Source organism: Victivallis sp. Marseille-Q1083, from assembly GCF_903645315.1.
Taxonomy (GTDB): domain Bacteria; phylum Verrucomicrobiota; class Lentisphaeria; order Victivallales; family Victivallaceae; genus UMGS1518.
This window is the reverse complement of sequence record NZ_CAHJXL010000001.1, coordinates 1,718,545-1,736,613: the sequence shown is the minus strand read 5'-3', so window position 1 is coordinate 1,736,613 and position 18,069 is coordinate 1,718,545. Positions and strand designations below refer to the sequence as shown.

13 protein-coding genes are annotated in these 18,069 nt (G+C 52.0%); 2 read left to right on the top strand and 11 right to left on the bottom strand.

Translation table 11 applies throughout. From position 1 onward, the window contains the following. The 9 genes from HWX74_RS07005 to HWX74_RS06965 form a co-directional block, all read right to left on the bottom strand. Positions 1–1,437, bottom strand: coding sequence for an RHS repeat-associated core domain-containing protein (locus tag HWX74_RS07005; protein WP_176012865.1), 1,437 nt, complete (start codon positions 1,435–1,437; stop codon positions 1–3). Continuing rightward, entirely contained in the window at positions 1,427–1,885 is a 459-nt protein-coding gene (locus tag HWX74_RS07000; protein WP_176012864.1) for a hypothetical protein, read from the bottom strand. Before HWX74_RS07000 ends, HWX74_RS07005 begins: the two co-directional genes overlap by 11 nt. A gap of 97 nt (positions 1,886–1,982) precedes the next feature. Beyond that, positions 1,983–2,363 (bottom strand): hypothetical protein, encoded by a 381-nt coding sequence (locus HWX74_RS06995; protein ID WP_176012863.1) that lies wholly within the window; start codon positions 2,361–2,363, stop codon positions 1,983–1,985. Between the two features lie 83 nt (positions 2,364–2,446). Beyond that, positions 2,447–2,842, bottom strand: a complete 396-nt coding sequence (locus HWX74_RS06990) for a hypothetical protein (RefSeq protein WP_176012862.1) — start codon at positions 2,840–2,842, stop codon at positions 2,447–2,449. A gap of 123 nt (positions 2,843–2,965) precedes the next feature. Further along, complete coding sequence (locus HWX74_RS06985; protein ID WP_176012861.1) at positions 2,966–3,490, bottom strand: hypothetical protein; 525 nt, start codon at positions 3,488–3,490, stop codon at positions 2,966–2,968. Positions 3,491–3,605: 115 nt separating this feature from the next. Next, entirely contained in the window at positions 3,606–9,554 is a 5,949-nt protein-coding gene (locus HWX74_RS06980; RefSeq protein WP_176012860.1) for an RHS repeat domain-containing protein, read from the bottom strand. Between the two features lie 129 nt (positions 9,555–9,683). Continuing rightward, a complete protein-coding gene (locus tag HWX74_RS06975; RefSeq protein WP_176012859.1) occupies positions 9,684–10,895 on the bottom strand; it encodes a substrate-binding domain-containing protein in 1,212 nt (403 codons plus the stop codon). A gap of 111 nt (positions 10,896–11,006) precedes the next feature. Beyond that, complete coding sequence (locus HWX74_RS06970) at positions 11,007–13,196, bottom strand: hypothetical protein (protein WP_176012858.1); 2,190 nt, start codon at positions 13,194–13,196, stop codon at positions 11,007–11,009. A 16-nt stretch (positions 13,197–13,212) separates the two neighbouring features. After that, positions 13,213–13,935 carry a prepilin-type N-terminal cleavage/methylation domain-containing protein gene (locus HWX74_RS06965; protein ID WP_176012857.1) on the bottom strand — a complete coding sequence of 241 codons (723 nt, stop codon included), beginning with the start codon at positions 13,933–13,935 and terminating at the stop codon, positions 13,213–13,215. 478 nt (positions 13,936–14,413) lie between these two features. Here HWX74_RS06965 and HWX74_RS06960 point away from each other — a divergent pair, with 478 nt between their 5' ends. Further along, complete coding sequence (locus HWX74_RS06960; protein WP_176012856.1) at positions 14,414–15,241, top strand: cell division protein FtsQ/DivIB; 828 nt, start codon at positions 14,414–14,416, stop codon at positions 15,239–15,241. Between the two features lie 81 nt (positions 15,242–15,322). Here the strand turns inward: HWX74_RS06960 and HWX74_RS06955 are convergent, their stop codons facing one another. Then, positions 15,323–15,631, bottom strand: coding sequence for a putative quinol monooxygenase (locus HWX74_RS06955; RefSeq protein WP_176012855.1), 309 nt, complete (start codon positions 15,629–15,631; stop codon positions 15,323–15,325). 113 nt (positions 15,632–15,744) lie between these two features. After that, positions 15,745–17,055 (bottom strand): adenosylmethionine--8-amino-7-oxononanoate transaminase, encoded by a 1,311-nt coding sequence (locus HWX74_RS06950; RefSeq protein ID WP_176012854.1) that lies wholly within the window; start codon positions 17,053–17,055, stop codon positions 15,745–15,747. A gap of 129 nt (positions 17,056–17,184) precedes the next feature. Here HWX74_RS06950 and HWX74_RS06945 point away from each other — a divergent pair, with 129 nt between their 5' ends. Beyond that, positions 17,185–17,934, top strand: a complete 750-nt coding sequence (locus HWX74_RS06945; protein WP_176012853.1) for an AAC(3) family N-acetyltransferase — start codon at positions 17,185–17,187, stop codon at positions 17,932–17,934. Positions 17,935–18,069: the final 135 nt, after the last annotated feature.

Here is an 18,069-nt window from a genome sequence, read left to right as displayed (position 1 = left end):
TCAACTAATTCCTAAAAAGTAACAGCGACAATCACTGTATGATTGATTGGCTTTTAGTATTTGTTTAAAACTAGCCAAAGCCCATACTGTATCATAATGTACTTTTTGGTAACGCTGATTTCCATGAATATAAATGGCATAATCTGCTTTTCCAAAATGTACTTCCGCCGCATAGTCGACATCTGATATATATTTTAATGCTTTGCTATCAGGAATGCCATTTCCTCCAGAACCAACAGCATCGAGAGTTTCATCATCCGGGTAAAACCCAGGAGATCCAAAGTCCTGTTGAGGGCTATACGCATTGTGATGAATATAAATATGCCCTTGATTCAGAGAGCCATATGCGCCATGCGCAACGATATCCTGTAATGGATGCAAGCCAATTCCGAGTTCTTTTGCCGCTTCTTTAGGGGAATTTTTTTTACAGAATTCTACCGCTTGATTAAAATGTGACCTATAAAGTTCTTGACGATAGTCAGTTCCCTGAGATATGAAATGATATTTCTGACCAATTCCAGGCAAAAAGTTGGTATCAGGATTTAAAAGGCTATCTACGTCATTATCTGCTTTACCAATGGCAAGAGCAGCTTGTCGTTCATATTCCAATTCAATTGCCCATTCAATCGTTTTTTGTTTATGTATCGACTCTCCCCAATAGCCTAATTGATCATATTCCAGCATTACTCTGTTATTTAGAAAACAATAGAGAAGCTTACTATTCTGTTCCCCACTCGGATCTCTGCTGATCCACCTGCCGAGGGCTGGACTGTAGTAGCGATAATTGTAATACACCAGGCCGGTTTCTTCATCGAGGAATTCGCTGCTGAAGCGAAACGGATTGCCGGCGGACGCCGTGCCGGAAGCGGTCACGCCGCCGAACGGATCGTAATCGTAATTGGCCACTTCCGTGCCGGCGGTGTTCAACAACCGACGGACGTTTTTGTTGCCGTCAACCACACAGGTATAGACATTACCGCCGGCCTTCTGCCACAGCGGCACATCGAAATCGCCGCTCGTTTCCGGCTGCCAGACATAACTTTTCGCCAATGTCTTTGCTCCGCCGCTCACCGTGAATTCGGCGATCTGCTTGAAGTTGTCGTAAACGAACAGCGACTCCTTGCTCAAGACCCAGTTGCCGCCGCTCTTCGCGTAAACCTTTTTGCTGAAGCGCCGACCGTTGTAGCCGTCCTGGTCGTAACTCGGCGTTACGCTGCCGATCGCCGTGTACTGGTTGACATCATTCGCCGTGTAAGCGGTCGCCGTCATCGTTTGACGGTTGCCAATCATGCGGTTCGCGCCGCTCACCCGGCTGTAAGCCGCCGTCTGTCCGAATGCCAATACCTGCGACAATCGGCTCATGTCGTCATAGACATGAATTTCTTGAATATATTCAGGAATACTATCAAATTCAGAGAAGTAAAATTTATTGACCATCTTTACTGAATGCTAAATTGATAGGATTTTGATTGGTTGATGAAAGTCTTTGATGAAAATATTCTTGATTCATTACATCAATCATTTCGATTTTTTTTGATAGTTTTCCAACTCTGCCACACCAAAAAGTCTTTGTGATATGATCAAACCCAACCAAATGCCATTTTATTTTCGGTTTGATATCCCACCCAGCAGGGAAATAATAGAGATCAAAATTATTTTTTATATATTCATTTTCAGGATGATCAAGATAACTAGTAATAAATTCTGAAGAAGGAAGAGCCATGTACTCATCATAATAAAGTTGAACATTGAAATTAAGCAAATAAAAATAGTTATAAGCGTAAATCATTTGCGTTTTTTTATTTTGGTGCTTAATATAAAGTGCTACTAAAATTATAATAAAAATAACCATAAAAACAATAATTATATGGTAGATTTTTTTCATAAACATGACTTCTCCTAAAACAAAATTACCCTTGATTTTTAAAGAAAAGACGACTATATGCGATCATTCAATTATGGCTTGAATGATCGCATATTCATTATTTATTATTTTTTAATGCAGAATCTACTAACCCTGCCCAACTTCCCCAATAGCCAATACCTCGTGGACCAGAAAGAGCTGAAAGCATACCGTCTGCACCGTAATACGTAATAGATAAACTCTTCCAATCCGCATCATTAGCGTAACAATGATAATTTATTCCTAATCCAAATTTAAAGCGTTTACCAGCACGAATTTCTCCCGGAATAATTATTGCATCTTCATTATTCCAAGTAAATCCTCCATTGAGATTTGTTTTTACTCCACGCCACCAAGCATCACGATATCCATGACCAAACACAGCATAGCCCCAAGTATAATCTGCATGAAATTCTCTCACAATATCTTCTCTTGAAAATCCTACATCTTCTCTCATCATAATGACAAAGAATCCTCTTCGTTCCAAAGCATCAGATAATCTCATGCTCCAATAGGTTAGAACAAGATTGGTTTACAGTCCATTCAGACCCCCAATATATCATAATGACTTAAATCGTCATTACCTAAAAATCCATACAGATTCACACCACCCTGGTCTTCAATGGGATCCCTGCTGATCCATTTGCCGATGGCTGGTTGGCCGTAAATATGATTCCAGTTCTGGCTGTCCGGCAAGGTCAACCTGGTACGTTGATCCCGGTCGTCATAGACATAACCGTAACCGCCAACCGAGGTCAGACGATTGAAGTTGTCATAACTGCGCGACGCTGTGAACACCGTCGACGCCAGGCGGTTCGCGCCGCTCACCCGGCTGTAAACCGCCGTCTGTCCGAACGCCGACACCTGCGACAGACGGCTCATGCCGTCATAGCCGTAAGCTGCCTGGACATATTCGGTTGTTCCGGCCGAAAGCTTCATTTCGGAATTTCTCCCTTGCGCATCATAGCTACGAGTCAGCAGTGTATTGTTACTGATATAAGGGAATTCTTCACTTGCAAGCGTGTGGTCCAAATTATATTGGAAATTCCACCGGCAGTAACATTACTTTTCATTGATTAATTCGTATATTTTTTCTTTTCTTGTATGATCCAGTTGCGGATCACCAGTTTTTCGATACATAACCGTTGTTCCTCGAAAAGATTCAATCATCAGGAAGATTGGAAAATTAATTTCTTCCCGTAATTTATCAATTTGAGCAAAAGTAGTATCGGGAACAAGATTGACTGAGATAATTTCCGTCTTTGCAATACCGATAACAACGTAGTTTGAAATAATCCCCAGTATCATAATGGCACAAATCAAATAAGCAAAAAGCAATTTCTTGTAAAATAACCAGTAAATATAGATACCACAGATTGGAAGCAGCAAAAATGCCATATAAACAGCATACTCCATATAGTAAAAAAAATTCATTTCTAAACTATTAAAGATAGAAACATATTTTTGAAAACCAAAACTATCATAAAGCAGCATATAAAATATCATCAACATCGTGGCAATAACTATTTTCGTTAAAACCTCAAATATTGACAGTATAATTTCAATTGATGATGATATAAATTTCATAGTATTTTTTTCTTTCTGCTAAAAACAAAATCAGTAGCTATGATCCTTTTTGAGTTTTACCGCTAGTTTCAATTCAGACAACAGCTTAACTGATTTTGCTTTTGATAATCTGGTACTAAATTCCAAATCCCATTATCATAACGGCATCGAATGCAAAATGATAACAATTATAGGCATACATATTATATTTTAAATCTCCCATTCTGGCATCGACTAGCTGCTCTCTAGCCCACGTAGCAAGAGCTTTATCGTCTATACAGCAAGTCTCAAGATATAGTATATCAACTCCAATAGCTTCTCCTTCCGTAATTGTTACAAGACCCCTAACCCAAAAGCCTTTCGCGATAATTTCCAATTCTGAAACAGTACCTAGCAATGGAATTGGAATACCTATATTGCCGTGATCTGGTCCAAATTCAATACTTTCTACACCAATTTTTTGAGTACAATCATCAGACCAGACATCGACACTAACTGATACATGAAATGCTTCATTAATCCATCTATCCAATCCTAGAAAATCAATATCATTAATTGTATTGTTACACAAAAATAGATAATCAGGAAAAAAACTCTTTCTCTTCAAAAGTAAATTAATACTTTCGTTATATACATATTCCTGCCTTATAAAGACTAATTCGTTTATAAAGTCCCTGCTGATCCATCTGCCGAGGGTTGGGCTGTAGTAGCGATAGTTGTAGTATACCAGGCCGGTTTCCTCATCAAGGAATTCGCTGCTGAAACGAAACGCGTTGCCGGCGGATGCCGTGCCGGAAGCGGTCACGCTGCCGAACGGATCGTAATCGTAATTGGCCACTTCCGTGCCGGCGGTGTTCAACAACCGACGGACGTTCTTGTTGCCGTCAACCACACAGGTATAGACATTACCGTCGACCTTCTGCCACAGCGGCACATCGAAATCGCCACTCGTTTCCGGCTGCCAGACATAGCTTTTCGCCAATGTTTTTGCTCCGCCGCTTACCGTGAATTCGGCGATCTGCTTGAAGTTGTCGTAAACGAACAGCGACTCCTTGCTCAAGACCCAGTTGCCGCCGCTCTTCGCGTAAACCTTTTTGCTGAAGCGCCGACCGTTGTAGTCGTAGTCGAATTCCAGCTTCGTCGAAGCATTGTAGATGGCTTTCAGGCAGTTTTCGCCATTCCATTCCAGCATCCAGTCGTTGTAGCCGGTCAACAGATTGCCGTCCTGGTCGTAACTCGGCGTTACGCTGCCGATCGCCGTGTACTGGTTGACATCATTCGCCGTGTAAGCGGTCGCCGTTCCGTTTGCCGTCATCGTTTGACGGTTGCCGATCGTGTCGAAAGCGTAAGCGTAATTCTGACCGCTGACCGCCGTGCCGGCCGCCGTTTTCTTCACTCCGCCGGTCACCTGACCGAGTTGGTCGTAAGTGTAATTCCAGTTCTGGCTGTCCGGCAAGGTCAACCTGGCACGTTGGTCCCGGTCGTCATAGACATAACCGTAACCGCCAACCGAGGTCAGACGGTTGAAGTTGTCATAACTGCGCAACGCTGTGAACACCGTTGCCGAGCCGGCCTGGAACACCGTCGACGCCAGGCGGTTCGCGCCGCTCACCCGGCTGTAAACCGCCGTCTGTCCGAACGCCGACACCTGCGACAATCGGCTCATGTCGTCATAGGCATAAGTCGCCTGGATATATCCGGTAGTTCCGGCCGACAGTTTCATTTCGGAATTCCTTCCCTGCGCGTCATAGTTGCGAGTCAGCAGCGTATTGTTACTGATATAAGGGATTTCTTCACTTGCAAGCGTGTGATCCAAATTATATTGGAAATTCCTCGTCCCGGCCGCATCGGTGATCGTACTCCGGCGACCCTGCCGGTCATAACTGTAGCTGACGCCGGCGGTGCCGTCCGAATAGCTCACCGAGCCGAGTTCGCCGGCTTCGTTATAAGTATAACTCGTTTCGACACCGCGCGCCCAGGTCCGTTTGCTCAACCGGCCCTGGCTATTGTACTGGTAAGAGACCGCGCTGCCGTCGGCATAAGTCTTCGAAATCAGTTGGCCGCTGGCCGCATGGTAATGCCAGGTGGTCACCTCCGGCTGTGCCGGGTGGTTGCGGTAGGTCGTCAACGTCTTGATCCGGCCCTGCCGGTCATAGCTATAGCTCTGCGGATAGGTTTCCGCACCGCTGACCGCTTTCAGCTCGCCGGTGGCAAAATAGTCGTATTCGACCGTCCGGCCGCCCGGCCTGGTTTCCGAGCTGACCCGGCCCTGCGCATCGTAACTTTTCGTCGTCATCCGGCTGGAGGTTCCGGCCGTCTCCGTTTCGGTCAACACCCGGCCGGCGGCATCATAAGTGTAACTCAGCACCCGGCTGACGCCGTTTTCCGTATGAGTGGCCGAAGCGATCCGGTTGAAATTATCGTATCCGTAGGTGGTCAGGCCGAGTACGCTATGATTGACGCTCAGGATCCGGCCGTTCAATTTCACTTCGGTCGACGTCGAACCGTCCGGATTTGTCGTCACCGTTGTCACCCGGCCGCTGCCGTTGCGGGTCATTGCCGTCTGCGTCGTCCGGCCGTAAACGGTGTTCCACTGCCGCAGGCCGTCGACCGACTGCTCGCGAATGCTCACCGTTTGCACAGCATTGCTGTTCGCCGTCGGATAGACTTTCACCGTCTGCCGCCGTACTGTGTCCCCGTTTTTGGTCGCCACCTCGTTGACGATTTCGGTAATCCGGTCGCTACCGGACAATGACAGTCCCCCGTCGCCGTCCAGATCGATCCCCTGCCGGAAAACCTCGCCTTTGGCATTGTAGACCGTTAAGGTCACTACACCGTCGGCGCCGGTCTGTTTGACCGGACGGTTCCAGGCGTCGAATTCGACCAATTCCTCCCGACCGTCGGCATGGAGCGTTTTGTAAACCTGACCGTTGAAATTCCGATACTGCTTCATCCATTCGCCCGCCGCATCGTTCTCTCCCAGGCGGATCTCCTTGGTGAAGAGTTCGTCGTTTTCCACTCCGTATTCATAACGGACCGGATGGACCGCCGTACCGCTTACCGAGGCCGGACTGCCGTCCCGGTTGTAGGTTTCGATCCGGGTGCCGCCGGTTGCGTCGGTCGTCGTCACCGTCCGATTGCCGTTCACCCGGCTTTCGGCATAGCCGGTCACTGCGCCGTCCGGCTGGGTTACCGACACCAGCTCTCCGGCCGCGTTGTAACTGTTGGCCGTCACCAGTTCAACGCCGACCGCTTTCCGCACCGTCGTCGTCAGCACCCGGCCGTCGGCGTTGTAGGTATAGAAAGTAATCAGGCCGTCCCGGCTCTCCCAGTCGCGCCGCTTATCCGGCGTATAACCGTAGTTCGTCACCACCCCGTCGCGGTCGGTTAGCGACACCGGGCCGCAACAGCCGTATTCGGTCACCTCGAAGCTGCCGTCCAAATAATCGACTCTGGAAACCCGGCCGAGATGGTCGAGCGTATAAGTTTCATCCGACAGAGCCAGACCGGAAACGATATCGAAGCGCTGCCGGCGGATGACATCGTCGTTGCCGTCGAAAGTCGTCACCGTGCGAATGCCATCGGTCACCGCCGTTTTCGCCGCGTTGGCGATACCCTGCACGACGGTTTCCCGGCGGCCGCCGCCGGCCACCGCTTCATAAGTCGTCAGCTCCAACTGGCCGTCCGGAAATTCGGTTTTCCAGTGCCGCCCGGCAAAATCGCCGGAAACAGACGAAAAGCGTTTGGTCACCAGGTTGCCGGCCGCATTCCAAGCCGCCCCGGCGGCGCGGCAGACGATGTCATGCGCCTCGTTGGTAAAATAGAGCGCATAGCTCCGGCCGACTTCAACACCGCAGATTTTTCGTACGATCCGCCGTGGACGGTTGTCCCCGGCATAGGTTTCTTCGTCGCTGTCCAGCAGCGCATAATCGTATTCGACCACCTGGCAGTGCGCCGGATCCGGAACCAACACGGCGCCGGACTCGTCGACCGGCAATGCGTAATTGCCGAACGGCGAAATGACCTTCGCCTGCCGTCCCTGGCCGTCATATTGGAAATACTGCCAGGAACCGTCGGCTTCCTGCCGGTAACGCAACTGGTGATAAGCTGCCGGCACCGTACTGTCGGTATAATATTCCTGTTTGACGGATCGTTCCGTCTCACCGCCGGCATCGCGGATTTCCTGAAACAACTCATCGCCCCACGGATAACGGCGGTAAACCCGGCGGGTCGTCTGACTGTCGCTGCCGACCATCCGGGTTTCATCTTCATAATAGTTGCCGGATTCTTCAAACACCCGCGGCAAAATCGTCGTCGTCTGATAAACGGTTTCCGGTGCGGACGGCTGATAAACCGTATGCACCACGGCGCCGGATTCCGGGTCCTTCATCGTACCGTACTTCTCGATCAAAAGGTTGGAACCGTCCCGAACTTCATGGATGCGTCGATTCCGTGTGATTCCGGTGACCGGATCCGTTTCCGTCCGATCGGAACGGTTCACCAGCCCCAGCGGATTACCGTTCGGATCGTAACTGTCCAGCGAAGTGATTTTCAACGGCTGAATGAGCTTGCCCATCGTCGAATATTCCGCCGGCGTATAATTGACGACGGTCCGGCCCAGTGGACAGGAAACGTCGTTGACGAAACCATCGTTGTTGGTCGCCGAAGTGCTCAAACCGGGAAAACTGCTCGAAACCCGCAGGATTTCATCCTTGACTTTCTGCCAGGCTTCCACAAAAGTGCCGGCCGCGTTAAAAACATGATGCACCTCATCGGCAAATTTCACGTCGTATTTCTGCGCTTGATTGCTGTCGTTGGTCACCAGACTCAATGTGTAACTGCCGCCATTGACCGTCTTGGCACAAGCCGGCGTCGAACCGGTCCAGTCATCCCAGTACATCAGCGGCCGGGCGCCCTGCGGCCGCTGCAGCCGGGAAAACTTCCAGTAAACAGTCTGGCCGTCCTTGGTCGCCTGGCCGTTTTGCACATTCGGCGTAAAGACGGTATCCAAGCTCAAATGTGTTCCGGAAAAGCCGGCAAATGTCCAATCGGTATAATAAGCGTAAGCCTTCAATCCCTCGCTGCCATTGGAAATGCCCAGCGGCCACTGCGCCGCCTGGCCGTCGAGGTCGAATTGTTCTTTAATGCTGCGCAAGGTACACGGCAGGCAGCCGGGCTTGGTCAGGTCGTTGTCGGAACTGTCCAGCATTTTGTCGACCGAAGGAATAGAAACCGACTTGGAATGGTATTTCAAAGAAACCATCTGACAAACAGTATAAGTAATCGTAGTAGTCGGCGGTTGCAATTGCGGATAGTTGGTAATTGGTGAGCCATTGAATGACATCGTTGCCCCTTGCCCGATACTCAACCATTTTGAATCTGGCTGCAGCATCTCTTGAACAGTATGAGCATGAAAAAGATATGACTGTAATTTTTCAGTCGATTCATTGATAACTTTGCTATCCCAAATGCCTCCTTGGTAAGCCTGCATTGGGATAGAATAATTACCAAATTGATAGATAATATCGGCTGTATCACTCAGGTTTTCTTCTTTAGGAGTCGGCGGAATTACCGTGGAAACATATAACTCACCACTGTAATTGTGGTAAGTACGATGGTTGGAAATTTCGCGCTTCTGCTGGCTGGCTACCTTTTGGTATTGCATTTTATTCAAATTCTTACAGATATCCTGCAGATGTTCCTCCAGGATCGGCAAATTGTCGATATTGACTCCATCGCTGGTATAAAGATCCACCTTGCCACTGTTGTATTCGGCGGGGACAGCCAGAAAGCCTTTGCCGTCATTGATTTTCATCGGATGCTCATTGAACAAATTGGGATACGGACCATTCAGCAGCGGTTCAATTTCGTCCCAATTGACGAAACTTGAACACATATTGTTCAACGCGGTCCGAAGATTTTTCAAGTCCGTTTGGGAAACGGTATCGCCGTCCTGTTTTGCCGTACGGTCGGTCAGAAAACCACGGGCTTGAAAGCCTTCCAGCAAACTGTTGTAGGCGGGGACGAATTCGGCGCCGTTAGCCGGCGCGGAACTCGACGAACGCAGGGAAATGTTGTCGGTCATGATTGATGACTTCCTCTGGAGTAAATTGTTGATCGCCGATTCCGTATGAACCGGCTTCATCCCTCAACGAGAAAGTCAACCAATCACATTGTTTATTTTTTACAATAAATATTTTATGGCAGCCAAAACCTACTGCACCAGCGCCAGAATCGGCCGCAGCGACGCCACCGACGCCCGGGTCATCAGCCGAACCGGCAGTTTGAGCCGGCGTTTTTCCGGCGGAATCCCGTTTTGCCAGCCGTCGTGCAGCATTTCCACCGCCCGGCGGCCGCATTCGTAAAACGGCAATTGAAAAGAGGTCAGCGACGGTTCCGAAGTCCGGCACTCCGGCTGATCGAAAATACCGATGACCGAAAAATCCCGCGGCACCCGCTCCTCTCCCAGAATTTTGATCACTTCAAAAGCGGTTTCATCGTCGTGACACAGAAAAATGGTCGGCCCCTTCGGCTGGTCGATCGCCCGGCGAATCATATCGGCCAATTTCTTACCGGCGCAGAAATCATTGAAATGCAGCAGCCATTCGTCCCGGATTTCCACCCCGCGGGCACGCAGCGGTTCCACGTATTCCAGCAGGTTTCCCAAATCATAATGGCAGTAAATATGGTGGCGCTCGTACAGTGGCTGCACCAGCGCCAGCCGCCGGTGGGCGGTTTCCTTCAAATACTGCACCAGCTCATTCAGAAACTGCTCCTCGTCATAACCGACCACGCCGACATGTTCCTGACGGCACTCCGCCGCCAGAAACACCTGCGGCAACTCCCGTTCCGCCAGCAACGTTTCGAATCCGACTTCCCGCTCGTAGCTCAATTCACCGAAATGGACGACGCCGCGCACTTCGTTTCGGATCGCCCGCACCGTCCGCATCGCTTCCGGCTGCAACACTTCGCCGCGCGGCAGTGACAGAATGCGCAACGAATAAGCCAATTCCGTCGCCCGGTCGACAATCCCGCTGTAGAAACAGCGCCGCATATACCAGTTGATCGCCCCGTTGAAATATTCCGAAAACGGCCGCGGCAACAAAATTCCCAATGCTTTCGGCACCGCTTCGGTACACGGGGAGGGCACGATCAGGTAACGCCGGCCGCCGGGCGGCCGCTCCAGCAAACCTTCCGCCTGCAGTTTCTGATAGATTTTGTGGACCAGCGTACGGTCCACTTTCAATTCTTCCGCCAGCCGCCGTTCCGGCAGAAGCGGCCGCCCGGCCCCGGCCGGCCCCAGCCGCTTCAATTGGGTAGACAATTGCCGGAACAATTGCTCCGGCCTGGGCTCGCGGCTCCCGGAATCCAGTGAAATGGCCGGATGAAAAAAACGCTCCGCGTCAAAATTCTCTTTGTCGGTCATAACTCACTCCAACTTTCCTCCGAGCTTCCGGGCCGGTAAATTCATACATCCTGAAATGTAACCGGCTTCCGGCTTTTGTCAAATCTGCCTGGCGCTCCGGAACCCTTTTTTCTATTCACCGACTGGAAACGGCGCGCCGTCCAGGCTCAATAGTTTTACCTCCAAAGGATTGAGTTTCAACTGCAATCTGCCGTTTTCGTCCGTCGCGAATACATTGCCGTCCCGGTCAATTGCTTTGCCCGTTGCGGGAATCGTTAAAGCGGCTTCATTTTCGCGGTCCGAAGTGTTTACCAGCAGTAAAAAACGGCCTTCATCACCCTCAAAGGTCCGAATCGACAATTCTCCGGTCGCCGAAACGGCCGGTTCCCGGGCATCATCCAATAAAAAGATCGGCAGATCCCGTTCCAACTCCCGTCCGATGGCGACAAACTCCCGCCAGCGGGCTTCCGGTTCCGGATCATATCCCAGAATATCGAACCAACTGTAGAACAACAACCCTTTGGCCCCTTCGGCAATTGAACTGTAAGCCAGCGCCCGCTGGCGTTCATTCGCCCGCTCGCCGAGCAAAATTTTCAAACAGCCCCAATACTGAGCGCCGGCGGGCAGTAAAGCAATGCTGTCCCTGGCCCATTCCGCCATCGTCGTAATGCTGTCGAACGCACCCCACGGATATTGTTCCGTTCCCCAGATATCATAGCTTTGCGCCAGTTCATCGGCGCAGTCGAACAGATAATGTACCTGCAATACCGGTTTGCCGGGATCGATCCGGTGGCACAGTTCGCGCATCCGGTACATGTCGCAGAAAAAATCCGAACTCAATTCATCATTGATATAGTAGGCCAGCACATTCGGGTCCGTCTTGACCATTTCGAGCACCTGTTCAGCGATCTGCAAAGAGGACAGCTCTCCGTAGGCATGTTGTTTCAAGCGGAAAAAGTTGGACGGATGCCGTTCGTAAAGATCCTTCAACGCCAGGACCACCGGAATATTCCGGTTGGCGCATTCGGCCAGGAAGCGGCGGGTGTCCTCCAAACCGCCGGTCGGAGTGCCGTAATCAAGCAAACCGAACGGGGTGCCGGTCAAATCATCGAGAATCTTTTCCGCCAACGGCCAGTTGCGATGATCGAACTCCCCTTCCCAGGCCACCGGTTCGCCGCAGGTGTGGACGTAGACGATCAACGGGAAATAACGTTCCCCGAGCCGGTAGAAGAAACCGTCCGGCGCCAGATACATCGCCTGCCGCACCGCTTCTTCCGATCGGACATTGATCACCTGCTCCACCGGATATTGCCCGTCGAGCGTCGCCGTCAGCCGATACTGGCCGGGCGGCACCTGATCGGCCAGAACCAGATTTTTCCGTTCCCCGGCCATCAGCGGTTCGACAGTCTCCGCCGCCACCCGGCCGGATTCATCCGTCAGAGAAACAACCGCCTTTCCGGCGGCATTCGCCCGGAGCTGAATCGACAGCGGCAGATCTCGAACCGCCACGATACCGCTGTGCGGAACCGGCCGGCACTCGATCGGCGCCTTCTTCCAGACGCTTACCGACCAATCCTGTCCCAGCGGCCGGCCATCGCCGGTCAGAACGGTGTAAAGAATGTTGTACTTGCCGGGCGGCAGCGCCGTCGTGTCGAACTCGGCCGTCACCCGGTCCGCCGACAGTTCCGCCTCCTGAAGCACATGCTGCCACGGCGGCGAAGTCAGTTTGACGCTGACCGTCCACTGTTTCAGTTCGTCCGGTGCCGGAGCTTCCGGCAATGTCACCCGCCACGGCGGGGAGTTGTCGGATCCCACCGCGTCGCGCGGCTCGACCGCCAATTGCAGCGGCTCTTTTTCCATCGGCGTCACCACAATGTCATCGACCCAGACAGTTCCGGCCGATTCCGCATCGAAAAACAGCCGCAATCCCATACCGGAAGTATCCGCCGGCATCGCTCCGGTCAAATAACGCAACAGACGCCAATCGCCATCGTCGCCAAACCCCTGTACCGAGTCATCCCAATGGACCTGGAAGGAAAAATTCCGGCCGCTCGGCCGCCAGTCCGCCGTTTTCACCCGCATGGAAACCCAATAACGCTTTCCAGCTTCCAACGCAAGGGGAACGAATGCCTCCAGCGGCGCTTCGCCGCTCAGGCACAGACTGTTTTTTCCGGCAAAGGCCTGTTCCCGGGAAATGGCCGACGACGGCGGCAGCAGCCAGTCGCCAACGCCATTTTCAAATCCTTCGCGCCAGCCCGATTCGCCGGCCGCCCCCGTCAACAGCATTCCCAGCAGCAGGCTGATTGTCGCAGACTTTATCATTCCGTAGATTCTCCGATCAATAGAAATTGCAGAACACGCCCTGACGGTTGCGGCAGGGATTCCAATATTGGTCCGCCTGCATGATTTCATCGGTGACCAACTTGTCGGCGTGCCCGTCGGCAAAGACGAAATTGGCATGCACGCCGTGGCGGGTATGCGGCATATACCACTCCCCATGATCGCCATACGGCCAGACACTGCCCCAGGCGATGACGTGGCTGTTGTCCGTCATTCCGGGCGCTTCGGATTGATTGATGCCGTCACCGATCAGAATCAAACTGCTCTCGCTGCCAAACGAACCGATCTGACTGCGCTTGCATCCCAGCCACTCCAGATTGTTCGGAAAACCGTGGTTGTAGCCGAATGAGCGCCAGTTGAGCCCGTAGCTGGGTGTCTGACCGCCGGAAATGAAATCATTCCAGTTGTCATCGTCTTTTTGAACATGTTTCGCCGCCGCCGGACACTGCATCGCCTCCACCGCCGTCAAATACTGATTGTCCATGAACGTCACCGGCCACGGAGAACGCCAGTTGTCTTTTTCATTCGCAGCCGGAAACCAGTCGTCCGAATCATCCGAATACATGAATACGGCCAGTCCGATCTGTTTGAGATTGCCGGTGCATTTGATGGCGACCGCCCTGGCCTTCGCTTTGCCCAGGGCCGGCAACAGCATACTGGCAAGAATCGCAATAATAGCGATCACAACCAAAAGTTCAATCAGTGTAAAATTTCGTTTCATCGCCTCTTCCTTTCCTGTTGTTCATCTCATCAAATTCGGAGATATTGCATATTCGCTTCACCATGGCAAACATTTCCAGACGCTTCAATCATTGTAAACCATATTATAAGTATAGCAAATTTTTTTTAACAAGTCAACCATATCCACGCATTTTTTTGTATTTTTTCTTGTTTCTTTAAAAAATCATCTTCAACAACGCCATTTTGATTATATATAATTCATTAATTTTAAACAAATAAAACAACAAATATCTCAAATATCAACCAAAATGAAAATTATGGTTTAATCCATCTTTTTGGATTATTCTTTTTCATCCGGACATTTCCGGAATCAGAGATCCCGCCGAGCGAGAGAACCGCTTCGATTCATCAAGAAAATATTATTTTTTCTCATTTTCCAATCATTGCCGACTGTACAACAGCCGGAAACTTGCTATATTACATTTCCGATTATGAACGAAAACAACGATTGAATATTTATGGCCAGAACTGCTGCCAAAACGACGGCTCCCGCCGTCAAACGGGAAAATAAACGCTATCTGCGCGGCATCATTCTGATCGCCGTGGTTTTCTGCTGCTTCGGATTGCTGGCGCTCGGTTGCTGGCAGTTCAAAAAACTGCTGTTCGAGCATAACGATCATTTCCTGCTGCGGCGGGTCGTCATCGACAGCCCGGGCTGGTGGGGCAAGACAGAGGACAGCCGCAACCGGCTGCTCAGCAAACTGCAACTCAACGTCAAAGAAGACAATCTCTTCTCTTATCAACTGCCTAAATTGCGCCAGTTGCTCTGTTCCATCCCGAGCATCGAAAGTGCCCAGGTGGAGCGCATCCTGCCGGACACGCTGAAGCTGACGATTTCCGAGCGAATCCCCCGCGCCTTTCTCGGCAATTCCCAGTCCAATTTGGTGCTGGATTTCAGCGGCATGGTGATGTCCAAAGACGAGTGTGTCGAAATCAATCCCCGCATGCCGGTGATTTTCGGCCATCCCACCGAAGGAGTTACCCCCGGCACCCGGCTGCCGCAACTGCAGCCGGTGCTGGAAGTGATCAGTGAAGCGCTGATGAATTTCGGTGATTTCCGAATCGTCGCCATCCGGATCTCCCAGACCGATGCCATTCAACTCAAACTGTTTTACAAGGACAGCCGGCTCTACAATGTGCTGATGCCGCCGGGCAACGCCAACTACTATTTGAACATGCTGCAGAGCGCCATCGAAGAAGCCTTGCGCACCAACAATCGGAAACCGAACGCCAATCTGACCTACGACGGCGGCGTCGTTTTCACCGACGATCCCATCGGCATCTGAAGCATTTCAAAAAACGACGCCCCGGCGTGCTCTCCGCAATTCCGGGGCGTCAGCCGTCGGCAAAGGCCGGTAATTCCCGCGTCAGGCCGGCGTGACTACGGTCAGCTCCATGTTTTTGACCAGCTCCTTCACCGCTTCGCCATAGCGGATCATATGCGGCGTAGCGAGATGAGCGGCAAGATGCTCCCGGGACTCCCAGCATTCCAGGATGGTGACGCAGCCGGCATTGTAATTGACTTGCGGCGGCAAACCGGTGGCGACGTCAAGGCACGGCGTGTAACCATGACACCCCTTTTCGGCGATGACATTTGGAATATTGGCCTTGAAGATCGCCAGGAATTCGTCAAGTTTCCCTTCCTTCACTTCGATGCGGGCAATGACATGAATCATTCTTCACTCTCCTGAATTGGAAATTAAAAAAAACAGGTTGAAAATCAACCGGGTTACCACTGGACTGACGGATTTCTGACGGACAATGGACGGATCAAAAATTTCAGTTCTTTTCAACAGAAAGAACGCTCCGGCTTCTTTGCCGCTTCCGCCGCGGCAGCCAGACACATGACTGCCGTGATCCGGCTGAGCTCTTCCGGTTCGATGACGAATTGCGGCATCGTATAAATCACCGAACCGAACGGCCGCAGCCAAACCCCGTGGTCGACGCTGAACTGCTGGAGCGCCGGCGCATCCACCGGAGAACGCATTTCGATGACGCCGACCGCGCCAAGCACCCGGACTTCCTTTACCGCCGGCGATTGCACCGCGGCCGCCAATTCCGTTTTCAACTGCCGTTCGATTGCTTTCACCCGGCTCTGCCAGTCATATTCGCCGAAAAGTTTCAAAGAGGCCAACGCCGCGGCGGAAGCCAGCGCATTGGCCATGAATGTCGGTCCGTGCATCAGCGCCCCGACCGGCCCGGCCGCGATGCCGGCGGCCACCCGGTCGCTGCACAGCGTCGCCGCCAAAGTCAGAAACCCGCCGGTCAAGCCTTTGCCGACGCACATGATGTCCGGCGCAATCCCGGCATACTGGGCAGCGAACAGCCGGCCGGTCCGGCCGAAACCGGTCGCAATCTCATCCAGAATCAACAGGATGTCGTAACGGTCGCACAGTTCACGGAGTCTGACCAGATATTGCGGCGAATAAATCCGCATGCCGCCGGCCCCCTGCAGCACCGGCTCCAGAATGACGGCGGCAATTTCGTGCTGGTGCCGCTCCAGCAGGGCCGCAAGTTCGGCAATGTCCTTTTCCCGGCATGGCGCCTCGAAAGGGCAGGCCGGCGCCGGAGCGAAAAAATGTTCAGCTAGCACGCCGCCGAAAAAAGCGTGCATCCCTTCGGTCGGATCGCACAACGCCATCGTGCCGAGCGTATCGCCGTGATATCCGCCCCGCACCGTCAACAATCGCCGCCGCTCGGCCCGGCCGCTGCCGAGCTGATACTGCATCGCCATCTTGATCGCCACTTCGACGCTGATCGAGCCGGAATCGGCAAAAAACAGTTTCGTCAGCCCTTCCGGCGCCAGCTCCAGCAGCCGGGCCGCCAGCTCCACCGCCGGCTGATGGGTCAGCCCGCCGAACATCACATGCGGCAATTGGTCGAGTTGCCGGTGAAGCGCCTGGTTGATGGCCGGATGGTTGTAACCGTGGCAGGCCGACCACCAGGAGCTGACTCCGTCGATCAAAGTCCGGCCGTCCGCCAAGGTCAGACGCGTCCCGAAGGCGGAGGCCACCGGAAAGGTGACTGGAGGATGCCGCATCGAGGTATAGGGATGCCATACGTGTTCACGGTCGAATTTTTCCAGCTCTGGCAGATTCATCGCATACTCCGAAATGAAAGACTGTTCCTGAATGCAGGATTGCAAAAAAACGCAATTCATATAAATTATGAAATTACCGCTGAAATTGATAAAAATCAAGCCGGCGGCGAAAATAATCGGGAGGAAGCGATGGGATTGAACGAAGGCGAATTGCAGGAAATGTTCCGCCGCCTGGGCATCCGGGCCGGCGATTTGGTGACGGCGCACAGTTCGTTCAAAAGGATCGGGCCGGTCGACGGCGGACCGGGTACAGTACTGAAAGCGTTGTTGCAGACCGTCGGTCCGACCGGAACCGTCATTTTGCCGTCATTTACTTTCAGTTTGGCGGCAATCAACGACCCGTTATGGATTTACGAAGAGACACCGTCCTGCGTCGGCATTCTCAGCGAACTCTTCCGGCAGCAATATGGCGAATATCGCAGCATTCATTTCACCCATTCTTTTTCGGCCCGGGGGCCACTCAGCCGGGAATTGACGGCACACCCGCTGGAAATGACGCCTTGCGGCTGGGAGTCGCCGCTCGGAAAATTCCTGCGCCGCAACGGCAAAATCCTGCTGATCGGCGTTTCGCTCAACACCTGTACGGCAATCCATGTCATCGAAGAACATTGCCGGGTGCCTTACGTCGAATTCGTGCCGCGTCCCGATGCCCGTTATCAGAAAGAGGGCGTCATTCGCCCGTTGCCTTCATTCGGCGTCAAACCGTTCACCTATGATTTCGAACGATTGCGGCAGCCGTTGATCAATGGCAGGGCTTTGAATTCAGGAAAACTCGGAACGGCGGAAACGCTGCTGATCGATGGCGGCGGACTGCTGGAAATCGGCGACCGGCTGCTCCGGCGGAATCCGGTTCTGCTTCATGCCGAACCGTCCGATTGAAAAGATTCCGATCTTCGTCGAGCTTGACCGGCCTTTTGGTCAAATCAGCATAAATTTTACTTCAAAATTTCTGAAACAGGGTTGTAATCCATTCTTCAACCCAAAAATTCTTCCCTGATGGTTGTTTCTGCTCAT